This window comes from Anaerolineales bacterium, assembly GCA_037382465.1.
Classification (GTDB): domain Bacteria; phylum Chloroflexota; class Anaerolineae; order Anaerolineales; family E44-bin32; genus WVZH01.
Window position 1 is genome coordinate 39100 of the sequence record JARRPX010000017.1, and the last position, 16774, is coordinate 55873.

Annotated in this window: 15 protein-coding genes; 4 read left to right on the plus strand and 11 right to left on the minus strand. The window is 57.9% G+C overall.

What is annotated here, in order from left to right; all coding sequences use genetic code 11:
• Positions 1-111: 111 nt before the first annotated feature.
• On the plus strand, positions 112-1902 hold the full coding sequence (locus P8Z34_06455) for a hypothetical protein (protein MEJ2550304.1): 1791 nt from the start codon (positions 112-114) through the stop codon (positions 1900-1902).
• A 34-nt stretch (positions 1903-1936) separates the two neighbouring features.
• Here the strand turns inward: P8Z34_06455 and hypE are convergent, their stop codons facing one another.
• The 7 genes from hypE to P8Z34_06490 all read right to left on the minus strand — a co-directional run bounded on the left by hypE (position 1937) and on the right by P8Z34_06490 (position 9711).
• Complete coding sequence (hypE, locus tag P8Z34_06460) at positions 1937-3010, minus strand: hydrogenase expression/formation protein HypE (protein MEJ2550305.1); 1074 nt, start codon at positions 3008-3010, stop codon at positions 1937-1939.
• Positions 3007-4113: a hydrogenase formation protein HypD gene (hypD, locus tag P8Z34_06465; protein MEJ2550306.1), complete on the minus strand. Its 1107-nt coding sequence runs from the start codon at positions 4111-4113 to the stop codon at positions 3007-3009. The genes hypE and hypD overlap by 4 nt, the downstream gene beginning before the upstream one ends.
• The gene (locus tag P8Z34_06470) at positions 4110-4370 is read right to left on the minus strand and encodes a HypC/HybG/HupF family hydrogenase formation chaperone (protein MEJ2550307.1); all 261 of its coding nucleotides are present in this window, start codon (positions 4368-4370) and stop codon (positions 4110-4112) included. The genes hypD and P8Z34_06470 overlap by 4 nt, the downstream gene beginning before the upstream one ends.
• A 31-nt stretch (positions 4371-4401) precedes the next feature.
• The gene (hypF, locus tag P8Z34_06475; GenBank protein MEJ2550308.1) at positions 4402-6735 is read right to left on the minus strand and encodes a carbamoyltransferase HypF; all 2334 of its coding nucleotides are present in this window, start codon (positions 6733-6735) and stop codon (positions 4402-4404) included.
• 191 nt (positions 6736-6926) lie between these two features.
• Positions 6927-7388: a hydrogenase nickel incorporation protein HypB gene (hypB, locus tag P8Z34_06480; protein ID MEJ2550309.1), complete on the minus strand. Its 462-nt coding sequence runs from the start codon at positions 7386-7388 to the stop codon at positions 6927-6929.
• Positions 7385-7771, minus strand: coding sequence for a hydrogenase maturation nickel metallochaperone HypA (gene hypA, locus P8Z34_06485; protein ID MEJ2550310.1), 387 nt, complete (start codon positions 7769-7771; stop codon positions 7385-7387). The genes hypB and hypA overlap by 4 nt, the downstream gene beginning before the upstream one ends.
• Before the next feature lie 200 nt (positions 7772-7971).
• The gene (locus P8Z34_06490; protein ID MEJ2550311.1) at positions 7972-9711 is read right to left on the minus strand and encodes a multiheme c-type cytochrome; all 1740 of its coding nucleotides are present in this window, start codon (positions 9709-9711) and stop codon (positions 7972-7974) included.
• A gap of 336 nt (positions 9712-10047) precedes the next feature.
• On the opposite strand from P8Z34_06490, the gene msrB reads away from it, so the two are divergent.
• A complete protein-coding gene (gene msrB, locus P8Z34_06495; protein MEJ2550312.1) occupies positions 10048-10458 on the plus strand; it encodes a peptide-methionine (R)-S-oxide reductase MsrB in 411 nt (136 codons plus the stop codon).
• 25 nt (positions 10459-10483) lie between these two features.
• Here the strand turns inward: msrB and P8Z34_06500 are convergent, their stop codons facing one another.
• From P8Z34_06500 to P8Z34_06515, 4 genes are all read right to left on the minus strand, one after another.
• Positions 10484-11776: an NAD(P)/FAD-dependent oxidoreductase gene (locus P8Z34_06500; protein MEJ2550313.1), complete on the minus strand. Its 1293-nt coding sequence runs from the start codon at positions 11774-11776 to the stop codon at positions 10484-10486.
• Complete coding sequence (locus P8Z34_06505; protein ID MEJ2550314.1) at positions 11773-12786, minus strand: lysylphosphatidylglycerol synthase transmembrane domain-containing protein; 1014 nt, start codon at positions 12784-12786, stop codon at positions 11773-11775. Before P8Z34_06505 ends, P8Z34_06500 begins: the two co-directional genes overlap by 4 nt.
• Positions 12787-12996: 210 nt before the next feature.
• Complete coding sequence (locus P8Z34_06510) at positions 12997-13242, minus strand: hypothetical protein (protein MEJ2550315.1); 246 nt, start codon at positions 13240-13242, stop codon at positions 12997-12999.
• A 221-nt stretch (positions 13243-13463) separates the two neighbouring features.
• A complete protein-coding gene (locus P8Z34_06515; GenBank protein ID MEJ2550316.1) occupies positions 13464-14231 on the minus strand; it encodes an HAD family hydrolase in 768 nt (255 codons plus the stop codon).
• Positions 14232-14377: 146 nt separating this feature from the next.
• Here P8Z34_06515 and P8Z34_06520 point away from each other — a divergent pair, with 146 nt between their 5' ends.
• Both P8Z34_06520 and P8Z34_06525 read left to right on the plus strand, forming a co-directional pair.
• Positions 14378-16360: a DUF2723 domain-containing protein gene (locus P8Z34_06520; protein ID MEJ2550317.1), complete on the plus strand. Its 1983-nt coding sequence runs from the start codon at positions 14378-14380 to the stop codon at positions 16358-16360.
• Positions 16339-16773, plus strand: coding sequence for a hypothetical protein (locus P8Z34_06525; protein ID MEJ2550318.1), 435 nt, complete (start codon positions 16339-16341; stop codon positions 16771-16773). The genes P8Z34_06520 and P8Z34_06525 overlap by 22 nt, the downstream gene beginning before the upstream one ends.
• The last annotated feature ends 1 nt before the right edge of the window (position 16774 follow it).

Genomic DNA, 16774 nt, shown 5'->3' on the forward strand with positions numbered 1-16774 from the left:
GCGCCACAAACCGGAGGCAAACTGTGATTTAATTGGTTTCGAGTCACGACGAGCGGGAAAATCGGCCACTGCCCTCGTTCTGCCAGAGTGACCTCGCACAAGGACGGCACGATGAAGGACGACCCAAAGAACGCCCCTCAAAAAGAAAAACGCCGGCTGCGGGATATCCTTCGCGGCGTTACAAACCGGATCGCCGGTCGAAATGTCTCTCCGGCCATCCTCCTGTTCGTCATCAACCTGGTATTGATTTACCCGCTCATGTTAATAAGTTTGAAGGATCTCGGTCCTTTCGACGAGATGATCTACATAGACCGAGGCAGACAACTCGTGGAAGGGAATCTACCCGAGTTCGCCGGAAATCCGTTTCTCGCCCTGCTGTACGCCGTCACCTATCTCCCCTTCCAGGCTTCCCCGTTTTGGATCGTTCACAGCGCCTGCGCAGCGCGTTTGATCCTGTTTTCATTGACCTGGCTCGCCGGCTATCTCGTCGCACGGCAATACGGCAAGTTTGCCTCTCCTCTCATAGCGGCAGGATTGCTCGTCGTCTCCCCGCTGCTGACGGATTTGTTCCTGAATCCAAGTGATGCATTGTTCGCCGGCTTGTCGGGCCTCACCTTCTGGCAGGTGTTGAAGTACTACAATACCCGAGAACGCCGGCATGTGTGGCAAGCATCTGCCCTGCTCGGACTGGCCGCGCTTTCGCGTAACGACGGTCTCGTGCTCTTCGCCCTGTTCCTGCTGCTCACACTGCTGATCGCCCTCAACAACGAACGCTCGATAAAATCATCCCTTCGGGCGATCGTGGCGGGCGTTTTACCTTTCTCGCTTCTCGTCGCAGGCTACGTGCTGTTTTACGGCAGCGTCACGGGAAACTTCAGCCTGGGAACGGCAAAAAGGACCTACATGGCGTTCGAGCAGGGACAACCGCTGCAAACACAGCCGGAAGCCGGAAACCTGACCATCGAGGCCCAGCTCCAGGCGCGCCAGATCTTTGGTTCTCCTGAAGAGAACGGCTACTCCATCTTCCGGGCCATTCGACGCAATCCCTCGGCCTACTTCGATCGTCTGAAAGGGATCGTCACCTCGCTGCCGTCCACCCTGCTGCACGCCTATGACATCCGCCTCGGGGCACTCCTGTTTCTGTTTGCCCTGGTCGGCGTCGTCGAGCTGCTCAGGAAGAAGGCATACTTACTCACGGCCATCACGCTCCTTTGGCCTGCCCATCTGGCCGTGTACTTCCTCACGTTTTTCCGGGGCGGCTATTTGCTGCTGCCGTTCTTTATTACGATCGCGCTGGCTGCCATTGGCCTGCGCCGCACGGTCGCAAGCTTTGACAGCCGCCGTTACAAGATGCTGATTTCGTTTGCGCTCGTGGTGTTGTGCGTATACGGCCTGGCAGACAATAAACTCGCCATCTTCCTCGCCGCATCCGTCTTTCTGTTCGGAATATGGGCGGTATGGATCGTCCTATCCAGCCGGAGCGAAATCGTGAACCGGCAGCTTTTCGGGCTACTGGTCTTGATGTGCCTGGGATTGATCTTGAGAGGCGCCTATCCCTCCCCGGGATTCCGCTCGCTGGGCTCATCTTCGGACGAACAAGCGGTTCTATTCATGATCGACAATCTCGAACCCGGATCGCGCGTCGTATCCTTCGCACCGGGACACGTATTGGCCGCGCGCATGACCTACGTTCGTTTTCCCGAGGAGTTACGCAGCTACGATACGGGCGAAGAACTCTACCAGTGGCTCATCGAGAACGACATCGACGCCATCCATTCCATTAATCTACTGCGGAATCAGGAAGCGCACATTTGGGGGTTGGTCGAGGAACAGATCGGGGTACACCTCGAGCGCGCCTTCAGGCAAGACCCCGGGGACATTCAGATCATCCTGGTGCATTAACCCTGGCAAAAAAAGAAAACGAGGCGGGGCCGCCTCAGCAGATGCGGGGCAGCATCTCTCCGGCCAGCACGTCGATCACACGCGTGCCACCGATGGCCGTTTTCATCAACACCCGCCCGGCTGGAGCGTCTGCCACGACGCCGATCCTGCAGGCATCCTCACCATATTTCGTCTTACGCATCGCCGCCAGGACGACTTGCGCATCTTCAGCGGGAACGCAGGCGAGCAATTTGCCTTCGTTGGCAATATAGAGTGGATCGAATCCCAGCATCTCACACGCCGCTGTAACCGCAGGGCGTACCGGAATGGTCGTTTCCTCCAGGATGATCGCCACACCACTCTGCCGTGCGATTTCGTTGAGCGTCGTCGCCACACCGCCTCGAGTCGGATCACGCAACACGTGAATGGACGGACTTACAGTAAACATCGCTTCGACCATGCCGTTGAGCGGGGCGACGTCCGATTCGACCTCCGCCTGAAAAGCCAGTTCGCCTCGCGCGGCGAGTACGGCGATGCCATGATCTCCGATCGTTCCCGAAAGCAGGACCGCATCGCCGGGTCGGGCGTTTGCCCCACTCACATTCCGGTGGGCGGGAATCCACCCGACTCCGCTGGTCGTGATGAAGAGACCGTCCGCCTTGCCGCGTTCGGCAACCTTTGTGTCGCCGCCGACGACGATCAATTCGCACTCCGCTGCGGCCTCCTTCATCGATTGGGTGACGCGTTCGAGTAGGAAGCGCGGCAGCCCTTCCTCGATGATAAAACTGGCCGTCATCCAGAGCGGCTGCGCACCGACCATGGCCAAATCGTTCGCCGTTCCACAAATCGCCAACCTGCCGATGTCCCCGCCGGGGAAAAAGAGCGGAGAGACGATGTGCGCGTCCGTCGATACGGCGAACCGTCCTCCTGCCGGCGATTCCACCACAGCGGAATCGTCGCCGCGCAGCAGAGCCGGGTTTTCGAAGGACGGATAGAACGTCTGCTCGATCAGACGCTGGGTCATTCGTCCCCCGCTTCCGTGTCCCATGACGATCGTCTCTTCGTGCGAAAGCGGCAGTGGGCAAACCAGCCCGTGAATCACGACTTCGTCTTTGCGATCATCCGTCATCTTGCTTCAGCCTCGATCTCTATGCGACCGTATCGATAGTAGGCCGCGCAGGCGCCTTCGGAAGAGACCATCGTCGCGCCCAACGGCGACTCGGGCGTACATTGATTGCCAAAAGCCGTGCAGTCGAACGGTTTTTTCAAGCCCTGCAGAATCTCGCCCGCGATGCACAACGGCGACTCCCTGGGCTGGATCGCCTGCACGTCGAAGCGCGTTTCGGCGTCGAAAGCGGAGAATTCAGGCCGCAGGCGCCATCCGCTTTGCGGGATCATGCCGATTCCGCGCCACTTGCGATCGCAGGATTCGAAGACGCGTTGGATCAACTCCTGAGCCGGCCGATTGCCTTCCAACGTCACGGCTCGCTTGTAAGCATTCTCAGCCACGGCTTGATCGTTCTCCAGCAAACGCACGACGTGCAGTATTCCCCGGGCGATATCCACCGGTTCGAATCCGGTCACCACGATCGGAACGCCGTACTGCTCGGCGATGGGGCCGTATTCCCAATATCCCATCACCGCGCACACGTGGCCCGCCGCCAGGAAACCCTGCACGCGATTGCGCGGCGAACCCAGAATGGCGTGCATGGCCGGAGGCACCCGCACGTGCGAAACCAGCATGCTGAAATTCTCGAGCCCCAGCGCCTTGGCCTGAACGACCGCCATCGCATTGGGCGGCGCTGTGGTCTCGAAACCGATGGCGAAAAAGACCACTTCCCGATCCGGATTCTCCTGGGCGATCCTCACGGCGTCCAGGGGGGAATACACCACGCGCACGTCGCCCCCGGAAGCCCGCACGGAGAACAAATCCCGTCCAGATCCCGGAACGCGCAGCATATCGCCGTAGGATGTCAGGATGACGTTGGGCATGGAAGCGATGGCCAGAGCTTTGTCGATGAGTTCCAAAGAAGTGACACAAACCGGACAGCCCGGTCCGTGAACCAATTCGATCTCTTCGGGCAGCAATTGATCGAGACCGTGGCGTACGATGGCGTGCGTCTGGCCGCCGCAGATTTCCATGATCACCCATGGCTGCGTGATCGTCTCGCGAATCTGCGTCAAAATGCCCCGTACCAGGTCGGCGCCGCGATACTCCGTGACGTACTTCATGTGGCTTGCGCCTCCGGTCCCACCTCGTCTTCAACGTCGACAATTTCGCGCAGCATCTCGAGCGTTTCCTGCGCCTCCTCTTCGCTCAACATGCTGATGGCGAAGCCGACGTGAACGACGACGTAATCTCCAACCTCCGCTTCCGGCACGTATTCCAAACAGGCTTCACGGACGACTCCCCCGAAGTCCACCTTGCCCATTTTCAGACCTTCCATTTCGAATATCTCGGTGATTATACCTGGCACACCCAGACACATACCCAAATCCTCCTTCGCAGACTCGCTGCGATCACCTACTCTCCACGGCGAACGACGCAAACTCCGTCGAATCTGTGGGCTTCTGCTGCAAGCGATGAGCTGCAATCGCCGCCTGGCCCAGGGCGATGCCGCCATCGTTCGTCGGGACTCGCCGGTGGAGATAGACCTGCAGACCGCTTTGATCCAGCAGTCGCATTGTATGAGACAGCAGCACCTGATTCTGCCACACCCCACCGCTCAACACGACGTCACCGATGCCCTCCTTCTTCTGCAGCAGACGGCACACATTATCGACCATCCGGGCCACAGCGAGATGGAAACGAGCGGCGATGCGTCCCTTGGACACGCCTGCGCGGGCATCGGCGACAATGGCCTGAATCACGGGAAGCGGATCGATTTCCGTCTCGCGCAGTTCGAACGTGTATGCGCTCTCTTCGTCCGGGATCACTGTGGCTTCTAGTTCGATCGCCGCCTGGGCTTCGTAATTGATTCGCTGACGCACATCGGCGAGCGAAGAAACCGCATCAAAAAGGCGGCCCATACTGGATGTCAGCGGCGTATTCAATTCAATGTTCAACATCCGGCGCAGCGCCTGGCGTTCTTCGCCGGAAGAGGCACGCACGGGCGCGAGCTCATCTTCCCATTCCAATCCTGCCCGCCGCAGCCAGGCCAAGGCCAGGCGCCACGGTTCACGCACGGCTGCGTCTCCTCCCGGCATGGGAACGTACGTCAGGTGGTAAGGACGCCGGAAATTTGCATAGTCGGCCAACAGGAACTCACCGCCCCAGATGGCGCCGTCCTCACCGTATCCCGTGCCGTCGAAGGCCACGCCGATCACCGGACGATCTTCAGGCAGCCCATGCTCGGTCATACAAGCGGCGATGTGCGCATGATGATGCTGCACGCCAACGGCGGGCAATTGCTCCTGCTCCGCGCGTACAAAGGCGTAGCGCGTGGCCAGATAATCGGGATGCAGATCGTACGCCAGAACGGCAGGCCGGACCCGGAACAAGCGCTCGAAGTGGCGCACACCTTGCTCGAAAGCCTGCAGCGTCTCGAAATTCTCCATGTCCCCAATGTGATGGCTGAGAAAAGCGTAGCGCTCGCGAGTAAGGCAGAAGGTGTTCTTCAGTTCGCCGCCTGTGGCCAGAATCGACGGCGAATCCCATCCCAGGCGGATGTGATACGGCGCATAACCGCGTGCACGCCGCAGCGGATAGACGTCCTTTTCGGAAATACGCACCACGGAGTCGTCGCAGCGGGTTTGAATTCCGCGATTGTGCATCAAGAAGACATCCGCAAGCGGTGCAAGACTCTCGCGAGATTCTTCGTTCTGTGTAACGATCGGCTCTTCACTCATATTGCCGCTGGTCATCACCAACGCCGCAGGAAAATCCTGCGCCGGTTCGAGCAGCAGCACGTGCAAGGGCGTGTAGGGCAGCATCACGCCGAGGGTATGCTGCTTGGGCGCGACCGACTCGGCGATATTGGATTCCGGCCGACGTTCGAGTATCACGATCGGGCGTTCGCGAGCCGACAACAACGCCCGCTCATCCTCGTCCACAATACAATAAGCTTCTACCGCCGTAAGATCAGGCATCATCAAGGCAAACGGTTTCTCGACGCGCAGTTTTCGCTCCCGCAAGGTTTCGACGGCTTCAGGATTCGTCGCATCACAAGCCAGATGAAAACCGCCGAGTCCCTTGATGGCGACGATTTTTCCTTCCACCAAGCTCTTGCGGGCGTACGCCAGTGCGTCCTCCCGCTCTGCCACGATCGCGCCCTGGACTTCGCACCAGATATGTGGTCCACAAACCGGGCAGGCGATGGGTTGGGCGTGGAAACGGCGGTCTTCGGGATCGTGGTATTCGGCGGCGCAATCCGCACACATCTCGAAAGCCGCCATCGTCGTGTTGGGTCGATCGTACGGGATGCCGGTGATGATCGTGAAACGCGGCCCGCAGTTCGTGCAGTTGATGAACGGATATCGATAGCGGCGGTCCTGGGGATCGTTCAGTTCGCGGAGACAATCCGCGCACACGCTCACGTCCGGGGAAATGGGTTGAAAAGCGCCCTCGATTTCTTCCGAATGCACGATCTCGAAAATAGAAAACCCGTTTGCCCCCGTGACTTCGGACTGAATGCCGTCGATGCGCGCCAGAGCCGGCGCGTCATTCTCCAACGCAGCCAGGAACGCCGAGATCGCCTCCTGCGTGCCATCGACCAGGATGTCCACGCCGGCGGACGTGTTGCGAACCCAGCCCGTCAACTGCAAGCGCTGCGCCAGTCCATGCACGAAGGGACGGAAACCGACCCCCTGCACGACTCCGTCGACGTGAATGCGTGCGCCTCGAATCTCACTCATCGGAGACAGCCTCTCGCCGAGAACGACTCCCGAGTGGTTTCCTCAGGAAGCCTTTGATTCATGCTCCGAATCCTCCTGGGGCGCGGCCGCATCCGTTGATGCGGCTCCCCGACGGTGTGATTCCGTCATTTCCGTTACCCAATCCATCCATTCGGCCAAACCTTCTTCCGTGCGGCAGGACAGTGGAAAGGTCACCAAATCCGGGAAGGTTTATCGTCACCTTCCGGGACGGAAGCGATCAAAACGCTCTTATGCACACCGAGTTGAAAGCTCGCCGGACAAATCAGATTGCCGACGTTCTCTACGATCAACAGATCGATCTGCTTCAAATCTATCTCGTTCAATGCACCCTGCAGCATCACCGCATCGAGATGGCATTCCCCGCCGGTGTTGATCTGCACGGCCAATGCACCCGCGGCGCTGGCTCGATCTGCGTCGATCGACGTTGCGATGTCCCCGTCGATCACGCCCAATCGCATCTGTTCGGTGAGGCCGCGGATGGTGTGTTCGATGAGCGACGTCTTGCCGGCTCCGGGTGACGCCATCAAGTTCAGGGAAAAAACGCCATGCGCGTCGAGCCGGGCGCGATTTTCCTGCGCCAACCGATCGTTGGCGCTCAAGATTTTCTCTGCAACAGGGATTCGTTCACTCATGCTTCTGCTCCCGCAGGGTCGATCTCTTCGGAGACCACGCTACTGTCGACGTCGATCGCTTCGACGAAAAATTCATCGCCCGCCACGACGCGCACCACTTCGCTTCCGCAAGCCGGACAACCCATGTTGTCTTCCGAAGGTGGGTAGCGCTGATGGCATTCCAGGCACTCGATCTCGGCAGGTATGCGGCGAAATTGCAGGCGAGCACCTTCGGCGATCGTCCCTTCGGCCACCAGTCCCCAATAGAATTGTACCGACTCATCGACGACCGTAGAGAGTTGACCGATGACCAGGTAGATATTGCGAATGCGCCGTGCATCTGCAGCTTGGGCGTGGCGCAGCGCAATTTCAAGGATGCTTTCTGTGATCGGCAGTTCGTGCATGACATTCACCCGCTATCATGGAGGATACCGCCCCGACCCTCGCTGTCAATAGTGGTTTATGTAACCCTATAAGGATGTATTCAGTCCAATTAGTTTGAATTTCCACAACGAATACGGCAAACGGTTACGAAAAGAGAAAAGGGCCGTCCATTCTGGATAGCCCCTTTCGGAAACGAAGAACAGACACTGAACCGACAAATTCATTGGGTTTCAGACGTTACACTGGCGACCACGATCGGCATGTTGGGAACGGTGTTGTAATAACCGATAAAACGATCCACGAGTGGATCGGAGTGCCCGGCGAGATTGTTGGCCCAGCGGTAGCCGATCGATTGATAGACAAGCTCAGCCGTTACTTTGAACGGACCCGGATGGTCGCCCAGGTTGATGATGTATTGAATTTCATCCCCACCGCCTTCGAAATCGTCGTCTTCCTTCGCTTCGCCGCGCACCGCGATATCTTGATAGGGCGCTTGCTTTTCGAACCCGGAAGGCAGCAGGCGATTGTCCTTGCGGTAGCTGGCCGCATTGAGCAGCACGGTGGTGACGTGCTTCTCGGTGTCCTGCATGATGGCCTCGTAGATCTGCACCTGTTCGGGTTGTACGATGGCATCGTAATGCTGTTCGAACGTCGTCGCGTCTGCGTCGTTGTCGTTGCCCACGATGGAGCCGTCCGGATTGACGGCGCCCGATTCGAAAACCACGTCGCCGTTGGCGTCGTGCACGACGAAGTGAATCCAGGCACGCCGGGCCGGAAAACCGGTGGGGAATTTATGACCCGCCAGATTTTCGATCTGCAGATCGGCGGTGAGGTAAACGCCGGACAAGCGTAAGTCCTCGAAGTCGATCGTGGCCGTATCGTTTTGCAGTTGATCGAGGGTGCGGTCGATGGTCGCCTGGAACTGCTCGCTCGAGGCGGTCAGCGCCAATTCATCGGGGAACGTGTTGAACATCTCAAGCATGTACACATTTCCCCCCACAAATACGTGTGTCGAGAAAGGACTGCGCAGCACTTCACTGGTGCTGGCGATTTTCACGCCGCCTTGCGCCTCGGGCATGTGACAATCCTGACAGGCGTTGGTGCGGCGATAATCGCTGTAAAACCATTCGTAGTACGGAACTTGCTCGGGAAACTCACCGGCGAGCTGCCCGCTGGCATCCACGTACGTCGTATACAGCGTGTGGCACGTGGCGCAGAAAGTGGAATTCGAAAGATGCAATCCTTGCTCCGGCCGGTAGCCGACCGAATTTTGCATCAGATCCGCCTGAAAATCGTCGATGCTGAATATCCCGAAGATCAAACGATCGGGTGTTCGCAGTTCCGAGTCGATGAGAAAATCTCCGCTGTTGGTCGTGGCCGATCCAAGTCCATCCGCTCGAATTTGATGGCACAGCGAACACGAAACCCCATCCATGGCCAGGTTGTGGAGGGGATGCTCTTCGGAGAGAAAGCCTCGCCCTCCGACAGCGGTAACCTGCTCGCCTTCCGTCATTGCTGTGAATCGCGCCATGGGCATGTGGCATTTGGCGCACAGGTCCTGGGTCGAATCTTCGATCTCGGGATTTTCGAGAATCTCCCCTGCCAGCGAAGCCTGCCAGTACGGATCGCGCGCTGCGTTGGCCATCATCGTCGAACGCCAGAAGCCAATCAGCGACACGTCCTCGCCGGTTTCATCCATCATTTTATCGTGGCAGACAGCGCAGGCGCCGGAGGCAGCGAAATAATCTCCGCGATCCTGGAGAAGGGGAAGTCCGGCATGCGCTCCTTCTTCCAGTTTCTCGGGAGTGGGCGTGACATACACCGTCGCCGTCGGAGGTGGAGTCCTGGTCGGCCGTTGAGGCTGTTCCGGTGTACTTGCCGTCTGGTCCGTTTCCGTTCCCGCGCCACACGCAGTCAACGCGAAAAGCAGCAACAGCGCATAGAATTTCGATCGTTTCACGTACACCTCCGCCAACCTCGCATTAAAGCGCTTTCCGTCCTTGCGCCAGCAGGCGCCGTATCTGAATCCATCCGTTGCGGCGACGCTGAATTATAACATCGCGAAGAACCGCCAGAGAAATCACCTCGAACGCGAAGCGCACGGCCGCAGCAGGCTGGGTGCGATCAGAAAGCGCCTGCGGGCTTCCCCCGCCGCAGCCGAACCATCATCATCTGCCCTTAATATTGGGGCGGTAAATTCATATCAGATCGAACGCAGATCCTGCCAATCCGTCAATATCGGGTTTCTTTGGATGAGCCAAGCCCAATCGTCTCTCAATACTGTGAGGTATTCGACATGGAGAAAATCGAGAAAACCGACGCAGAATGGCGTCAGCAACTTTCGGCAGAGCAATACCGCATCATGCGCAAAAAGGGCACCGAAGCGCCCTTCAGCGGCAGATATAACAATTTCAAGGGGGAGGGGATATTTCGCTGCGCAAGCTGCGGCGCCCCGCTCTTCGATTCGGACACCAAATTCAACTCAGGAACCGGCTGGCCGAGTTTCTATGAGCCGTTCGACGAGGAAAACGTCCGCACCGAACGAGACGTAAGCCACGGCATGCTGCGGGAAGAAGTCCTTTGCAGCCGCTGCGGTGGGCACCTGGGACACGTCTTCGACGACGGGCCCCGGCCAACAGGTTTACGCTACTGTATCAATTCTGCCGCGCTGCAGTTCGAGGATCGAAAAGAAGACGATTCGGAATGAGGTCGGATGTGGAGATTACGCTGGCCTAATCCCCGGCGGCGAGCATCTCCGCCGCCGTCCGGCGCGCAATTTCGACGGCAAAGTTCGTACCCCGATCCCACGGATAGACTTGGCTCATGCTGGCAAACCATAATCCGGGGATCGGCGTCCGGACGTCGGGAATCGCTTCGGAGTGATTCAGTTCGGGAATGGGCTGCGCGTAACGCGTGCGAAACATCCAGGAATCTCGAACCCATTCCGCCTTGAATTTGGGATTGAAGCGCGTCAGCGACGGCAAGAATCTATCCAGCAACTCCGCCTTACTCAACGAGAAATATTCATGGTCCGGAGCCAGATAATCGCCACAGTAAACGATGTGATCCCCACTGAAGAAAGCCGGGGAAATGAAATTCGTGTGTTCCACGAGGGAAAGAAAAGGAAACCCGGCCTCCTTGGGGAGGTTGTGCCAGTAGATTCCTTTTTCTGAAAGCCGATGTGTGAGCGCCAGAATCAACACCACCGCGCCCATCGACTTCATCGCCAACAGCCGTCCGAGATAGTCTTCCGATAAACTCGGCGCCAATTTGGCCATCACAGCCGGCGAACTCGTCACCAGGCACTGGTCCACCCCGATCGAGTCGTTTTCCAGAGTCAGCGAAATCCCGCCACCTGGCTCGGCGGCGATATGCTGCACAGGCGTGCGCATTCGAATCGTCACGCCCTCCTGGCGCACACGGTCTGCGAAGGCGTCGATGAAGGCCTGGAAGCCACCTTCAAACGTCCCCAGGCGCGGTGTGCGTGCCTTGAAGCGCGCCCACATCCAGGCCATATTGACGTCGGCGTAATGATCGCCAAACTTGCTGAACAGCAACGGCTTCCACAATCGTTCGTAGGACGTATCGCCCATCCAACGCCGCAGCCAGGAATCCGCCGTCACCGATTCCAGCGGTTTCCAGCGGGCGATGTACTTCAAATAGGCGATCACCATGCCCATCCACAAGCGATTCAAGGGCGGCAGACCCGGAAAACGCAGTACGGACAGCGGGGAATCCAGCGCATAGAAATCACCTTCGTAATAGACGGCCGTGATCGGCCGGAGGAACATCAGACGGTGACTCCAGGCCAACTCGTCGATTAATCCCAGGATGTGCCGGTCGCTGGCGAACCAATGGTGGTAGTACTTCTCGACCGACCAATCCCACCGGGGAATTTTAAAGCCGCCTGCGAGCCCGCCCAGGGAGTCGCTCGCTTCGAACAAGGTTACATCTGCGCCTGCGCGTGCCATGTCATGCGCCGCCGATAGGCCGCCAACTCCCCCACCGACGATCGCCACGTTCATGCTTCTTCCTCCCGTTCGATTTCGCTTTTCACCCGTTCCCAGGTGAGCCCTTCCCGCGTCATATAGTATGCACCCAAAAGTGTGATGGGCAACCACAGCGCGGCGTGCAAGACGAGTGTATAGCTTGTCGCCAGGGATTTTTTCACGCCGTAAGCTTCGAGGACGGCAATTCCCGGCCGGTCGAACGTTCCCACATATCCGGGCGCAGAGGGAATCGTCGTCGCCAGATTGACGATGCCATTCATCAGCATCAAGGCAAAAAAGCTCACCTGGAAAGGAAACGCATGCATTACGAACCAATACTTCCCGGTCTCGAGCAGCCAGATCACGATCGAGGTGATCAAAACCATGAAGACATCCAGCGGCGAACGTAGTGCAGCAAAACCTTCCAAGAAGCGCTCACTCAAATCGTTCACCTGTGAACGGAAACGCTCGGGCAAAAGCCGCGCAGTAAACCACTCGATCAGCTGCATGGCGCGCTTTGGAAAGACCGCCATGAGGATAAAAACCAGCACCGCACTGAAGAACACCACGGTGCCGATGATGGCCAAAGTCTGGATGCTTCCGGCAAAACCGGAATCCGCCGTGAGCGTAGCGAGTTCGGGGAGATTGATGAACACGAAAGCCAACATCACCACGCCATCCAGGCCGCGTTCCACGAGGATCGTGGCCAGTGAAGCGGAGATGGCGACATCTTCACGATGCCGTAATATGTATGCCCGCAGGAGCTCTCCCGCCCGCGCAGGATAGATGTTGTTGCCCATGTATCCGATGGCGACGACGGGGAACATGGCCTTCGTGGAAATGGATTTGATGGGGCGCAGCAGGTAATGCCAACGCCAGGCGCGTGCAACGACGGCCAGGAAATAGATGGCGACACCCGGTATCAGCCACCAATAATGCGCGCTGCGGATGATTTCCCAGGCCTCGGCCAGCTGAAAACCTCGCAGCGCGTCCCAGAGCAGGACGGCGCTGATGGCCATGCCCAGCCAGAACTGCCAACGTTTCAATGCCGCTCCTATAAAAGCGGCGGGGATACGAGTGCCCCGCCGCCGCTGGATTCTACCATCGAATCAGGAATTGCCAATTGGGTGAAAGTGCAGGTTCGGCATCGTCAACGCATTCGCAAAGCAGTCCTCTCTGAGATAAGTAAGGGCGATTTCAAGTGGATTGAAATCGCCCATCTACAAGCTTTTATGGAGACTCCGGCAAGTTGCCGTTCACGTCACTTCGATCGGTACGGGCAGCATGCCCTCGAGAATGCGCTCGAGAGCCATCGTGTGGCTGCACACACCCCGGGTCAGGAAGAAATTGCAGTCGCAGGTCCAAAATCCGTCATTAAATTCAACAGTATGGGGATTGTTTTCCCCGTCAAACGTTGCGCGGAAATCTTGAATGCATATCCGATCCCGTTCTTCCGCGTAGCGCTTCGCTTTTTCGATCTTGCCAATCATTCCATAATCCATCGCTCCTCCTTTTTTTCCTGACGGTAAGAAATCAAAAAGGCACGCGCGTCTCAGCAGCGTGCCCCATCGAGGCAAGTATTCACCTGTCGGTCCAATCCGCTCATGGCGAACGTTCCTCCTCTATACGTAGTATAGATAGCACGGGCGTCGAAGTCAATCAACGCTTTCCATACGCACCCTCGACGCTCGTGACGTCTTCCCAGGATGATTCACCGAAGAGGTCACCGCCGATCATCGAGTAAGTTAAGCAGTTCACGCATCTGCGAGATGATCACACAATCGGCATCAGGGAAAATGCCCTTCGGGTCGTAAAGAATCGGCGTCATTCCAGCCTGGCGCGCGCAAACGACGTCGGCGGAGTCGTTGTCGCCCACGTAGACGATCTGCTCAGGTCGAGCAGCGGCGATCGAAGCTGCGTGCAGCAGCAGGCGCGGATCGGGCTTCCAATAATCCACCTCACCTGCTGCAAGTGAAAATTCAAAGTAGTTCCCCAAGCCCAGTTCGTCGAGTATCGGCCCCAGGGCTTCGGCGCGGTTGGAGACCACCGCCAGCGTTCGCCCGCTCGTTTTCAGTTCCCGGAGCGTGGATCGGACGTCATCGAGAACGAAATCCACGGGGTTGTATTCCGCCAACATCGACTCTGTGATGATCGGTGCCAAACGTGCAGCTTCCGCATCCGAAGCGCCCAGGACTTTCAAATGGCGGCGAGCGTGATTCTGCCAAAATGCACCGTTGTTGTTCCAATTGCCGAACGTCGCCAAATCTTGCAGCAATTCGGAAGACGAGGCCCAATAAACGTGAGTCCAGCGTTCCGCCTCGCGCCGCCGCTCCGGTGTGGAATGGATCCCAAACTTCTCCACTTGATCGTAGAAATACCCGGTTGCGTCTGGTTCGTTGAGCCGCAGGGTGCCATCCAGATCGAAGAACAGCAATTCTATCGATCCTCTTATTTCCTCCAACTGCTTTACGGGTGCACTCCGTGGATCCACGCAAACCTCCAGTGAACGTGAAACGATTCGAGGATTCTATCACACGGATTACTGGCCCCCTCCAGGTCCAGATACCTCTCCAGATTTTACGTAACTCTTGCATAGCCATAACACGCGGATTACCTGCGCGCAGGAGAATTCGAGTGATGACTGAGATACTGAATCGCCTCAAACGCACAGATCTTTTCTTGAGCCTGGCCCTGGCAATTTTGGCCTTTCTCGCCTACCTTGCGACACTGACTCCCGGCCTTTCCTATCAGAGCCCGGACGGCAACGAACTTGCCACCATCCCCTACGTCCTCGGCCTGGCACATCCGCCCGGTTATCCACTCTATACCTGGCTGGGAAAAATCTTCACCTGGCTGCCTTTCGGTGACGTCGCTTATCGCATGAATCTGATGAGCGCCATTTGTGCCGCATGCGCCGTGGCTGGCCTGTATCTGATCGTTTGCATGCTTCTACAACCTGGCGTGGCGTCTCCGGCCACACGCCGTGCGGGCGCAGCCTTCGCTGCTTTGATTCTGGCCTTCTCCCCGACCTTCTGGTCACAAGCGGTGATTGCCGAGGTCTACGCAGCGAACGCCGCCATGATCGTCATCAGTTTGCTCCTGCTGCTCCGCTGGGAGAGGATGCGCCGTGATCGTGATTTCTTCCTCTTCGCTTTGGTCTACGGACTTTCGCTGGGCACGCACATTTCCAATCTGGGCTTTGCGCCTGGAATTGCGCTGTACGTACTGCTGACCGAGCGCTCCGCATTGAAACGACCTTCCTGGTGGGTCGCTGCTGCGGCTGGATTCTCGCTGGGTGCAGCACAGTACTTGTGGCTTCCGCTGCGCGCCGCGGCGCTCAGCGAGCAGGGGCTGCTGCGCAATGCACCGTTATCGCTCAAAGAATTCTATGACTACACCCTCGGCGCCTTTCCGCAATTGAAGTTCGCATTCGAACCGTCTGAACTGCCCGATCGCGTCGTCGTGTACATCTACCTGTTGTGGAACCAATTCGGCTTGTTCGGCGTACTGCTCGGTGTAACCGGACTTTTTACGCTGCTCTACCGGAGAACCCGTCACTACTACCTGTTGATGGGTATGTACCTGGTCCACACCTGGTTTTTCATCCAGTATCGCGCTTTCGACCTGGAAGTGTTCTTCATCCCGGTTCACATCCTCTGGGCGATTTTCATCGCCTTCGGAATGGTCGAAGTGATGCGCATCATCGAAAACTGGCTGCGCCGCTTCAGTGCGAGGCAGGTTGCCAAAGCCGCGGGTTGGGCGTTGGCCTGCGTCGTCGTCGCCACGGGTTTCTATCCGTTGACGGAAAACTTTTCCTCCAGCGATCGATCGGACGATGTCAATACGAACGATTTTTATGCCAACGTGTGGGAGTACCTGCCTGAAAACAGCACCTTGTTATCTCAGGGCGGCGTCATGGGGTACGATGCCTTTTACTGGAGGCTGGTGTACGACACACGCCCCGACGTCGTCCTGCCGGCCCTGCCGACACACACGCCGTCACTGGCCGACGTACAAACCGGAGAACTTTTCAGCACCACTCCCCTGAACGGGATCAATCAAAGCCGAAATCCCGGCGCGTTACCGAAAGACGTCCTCCCCACCGACCTCTGGCAAACACCGCTGCTCGTTGGAAACGTGGTTGTGACACGCACACGCAACCGATTAGTGCTCTACCGGCTCAGCCGTGAGGCGCCAAATCTCGTGGTGGAAGCCGCACAACCGAATCTCGAAATCCATGCCGAATTTGGAAACCTGACCCTTCTCGGCGCCGACATCCCCGCGGAACCGTTGGAAAGCGGCGCACGCCTGCACCTGGCTCTCTACTGGACCCTTCAAAGTCTGGAACCGGTCACCCTGACAACCTATCTGGATCAGCAGCCCCTCGAGACCCACGACCTCGGCTTTGGTAATCTACCGCGCTACACAGCGGAAATCAGGCCCCTCACCGACGGCGTGATCGTCGAAGATTATTGGCTGGTCGTCCCCTCGACCGTTCAACCCGGTTCGCATACATTGAACATCCAGATTCAGGGATCCACAGTCTCGCTCGAGATCGGAAGTGTCGAAGTAATGAATGAAGAGGAGACAATGGAACGATGGTTAAGAATCGCAAACTGATCTTCGCCGGCGGCGTGGTGCTGGTTTTGGTTTTGATCGTCGGCGCTTTCTCACTCGGTGTGTACATCGGCCGCTACGGCGTCAGTGCCCAGGGTCTTCACTACCAGGCTGCTGGCGGCGCGCCGCAGATCGATCGAAGCCGGCTCACCCGGCCTGCGGGCATCCCCGCAGGTGAAGCGGACATCGTCGGATTGGTTCGCGGAGGCACCCGGGACGGGATCCAGCTCGCCACGCAGCAAGGACCCAAGTGGATCGAGGTCGATGCGGACACCTCCATCATGGAAATTTCCGGCAGCGAACTCGGCTTGAAGGATTTGCGCCCCAGGGATCTCGTCGCCGTTTTCGGTGAGTTCTCGGTGGACGACGGCAGTACGCTCCTGGCAACGTACATCGTACGGCTTCCCCAGCGCTGAC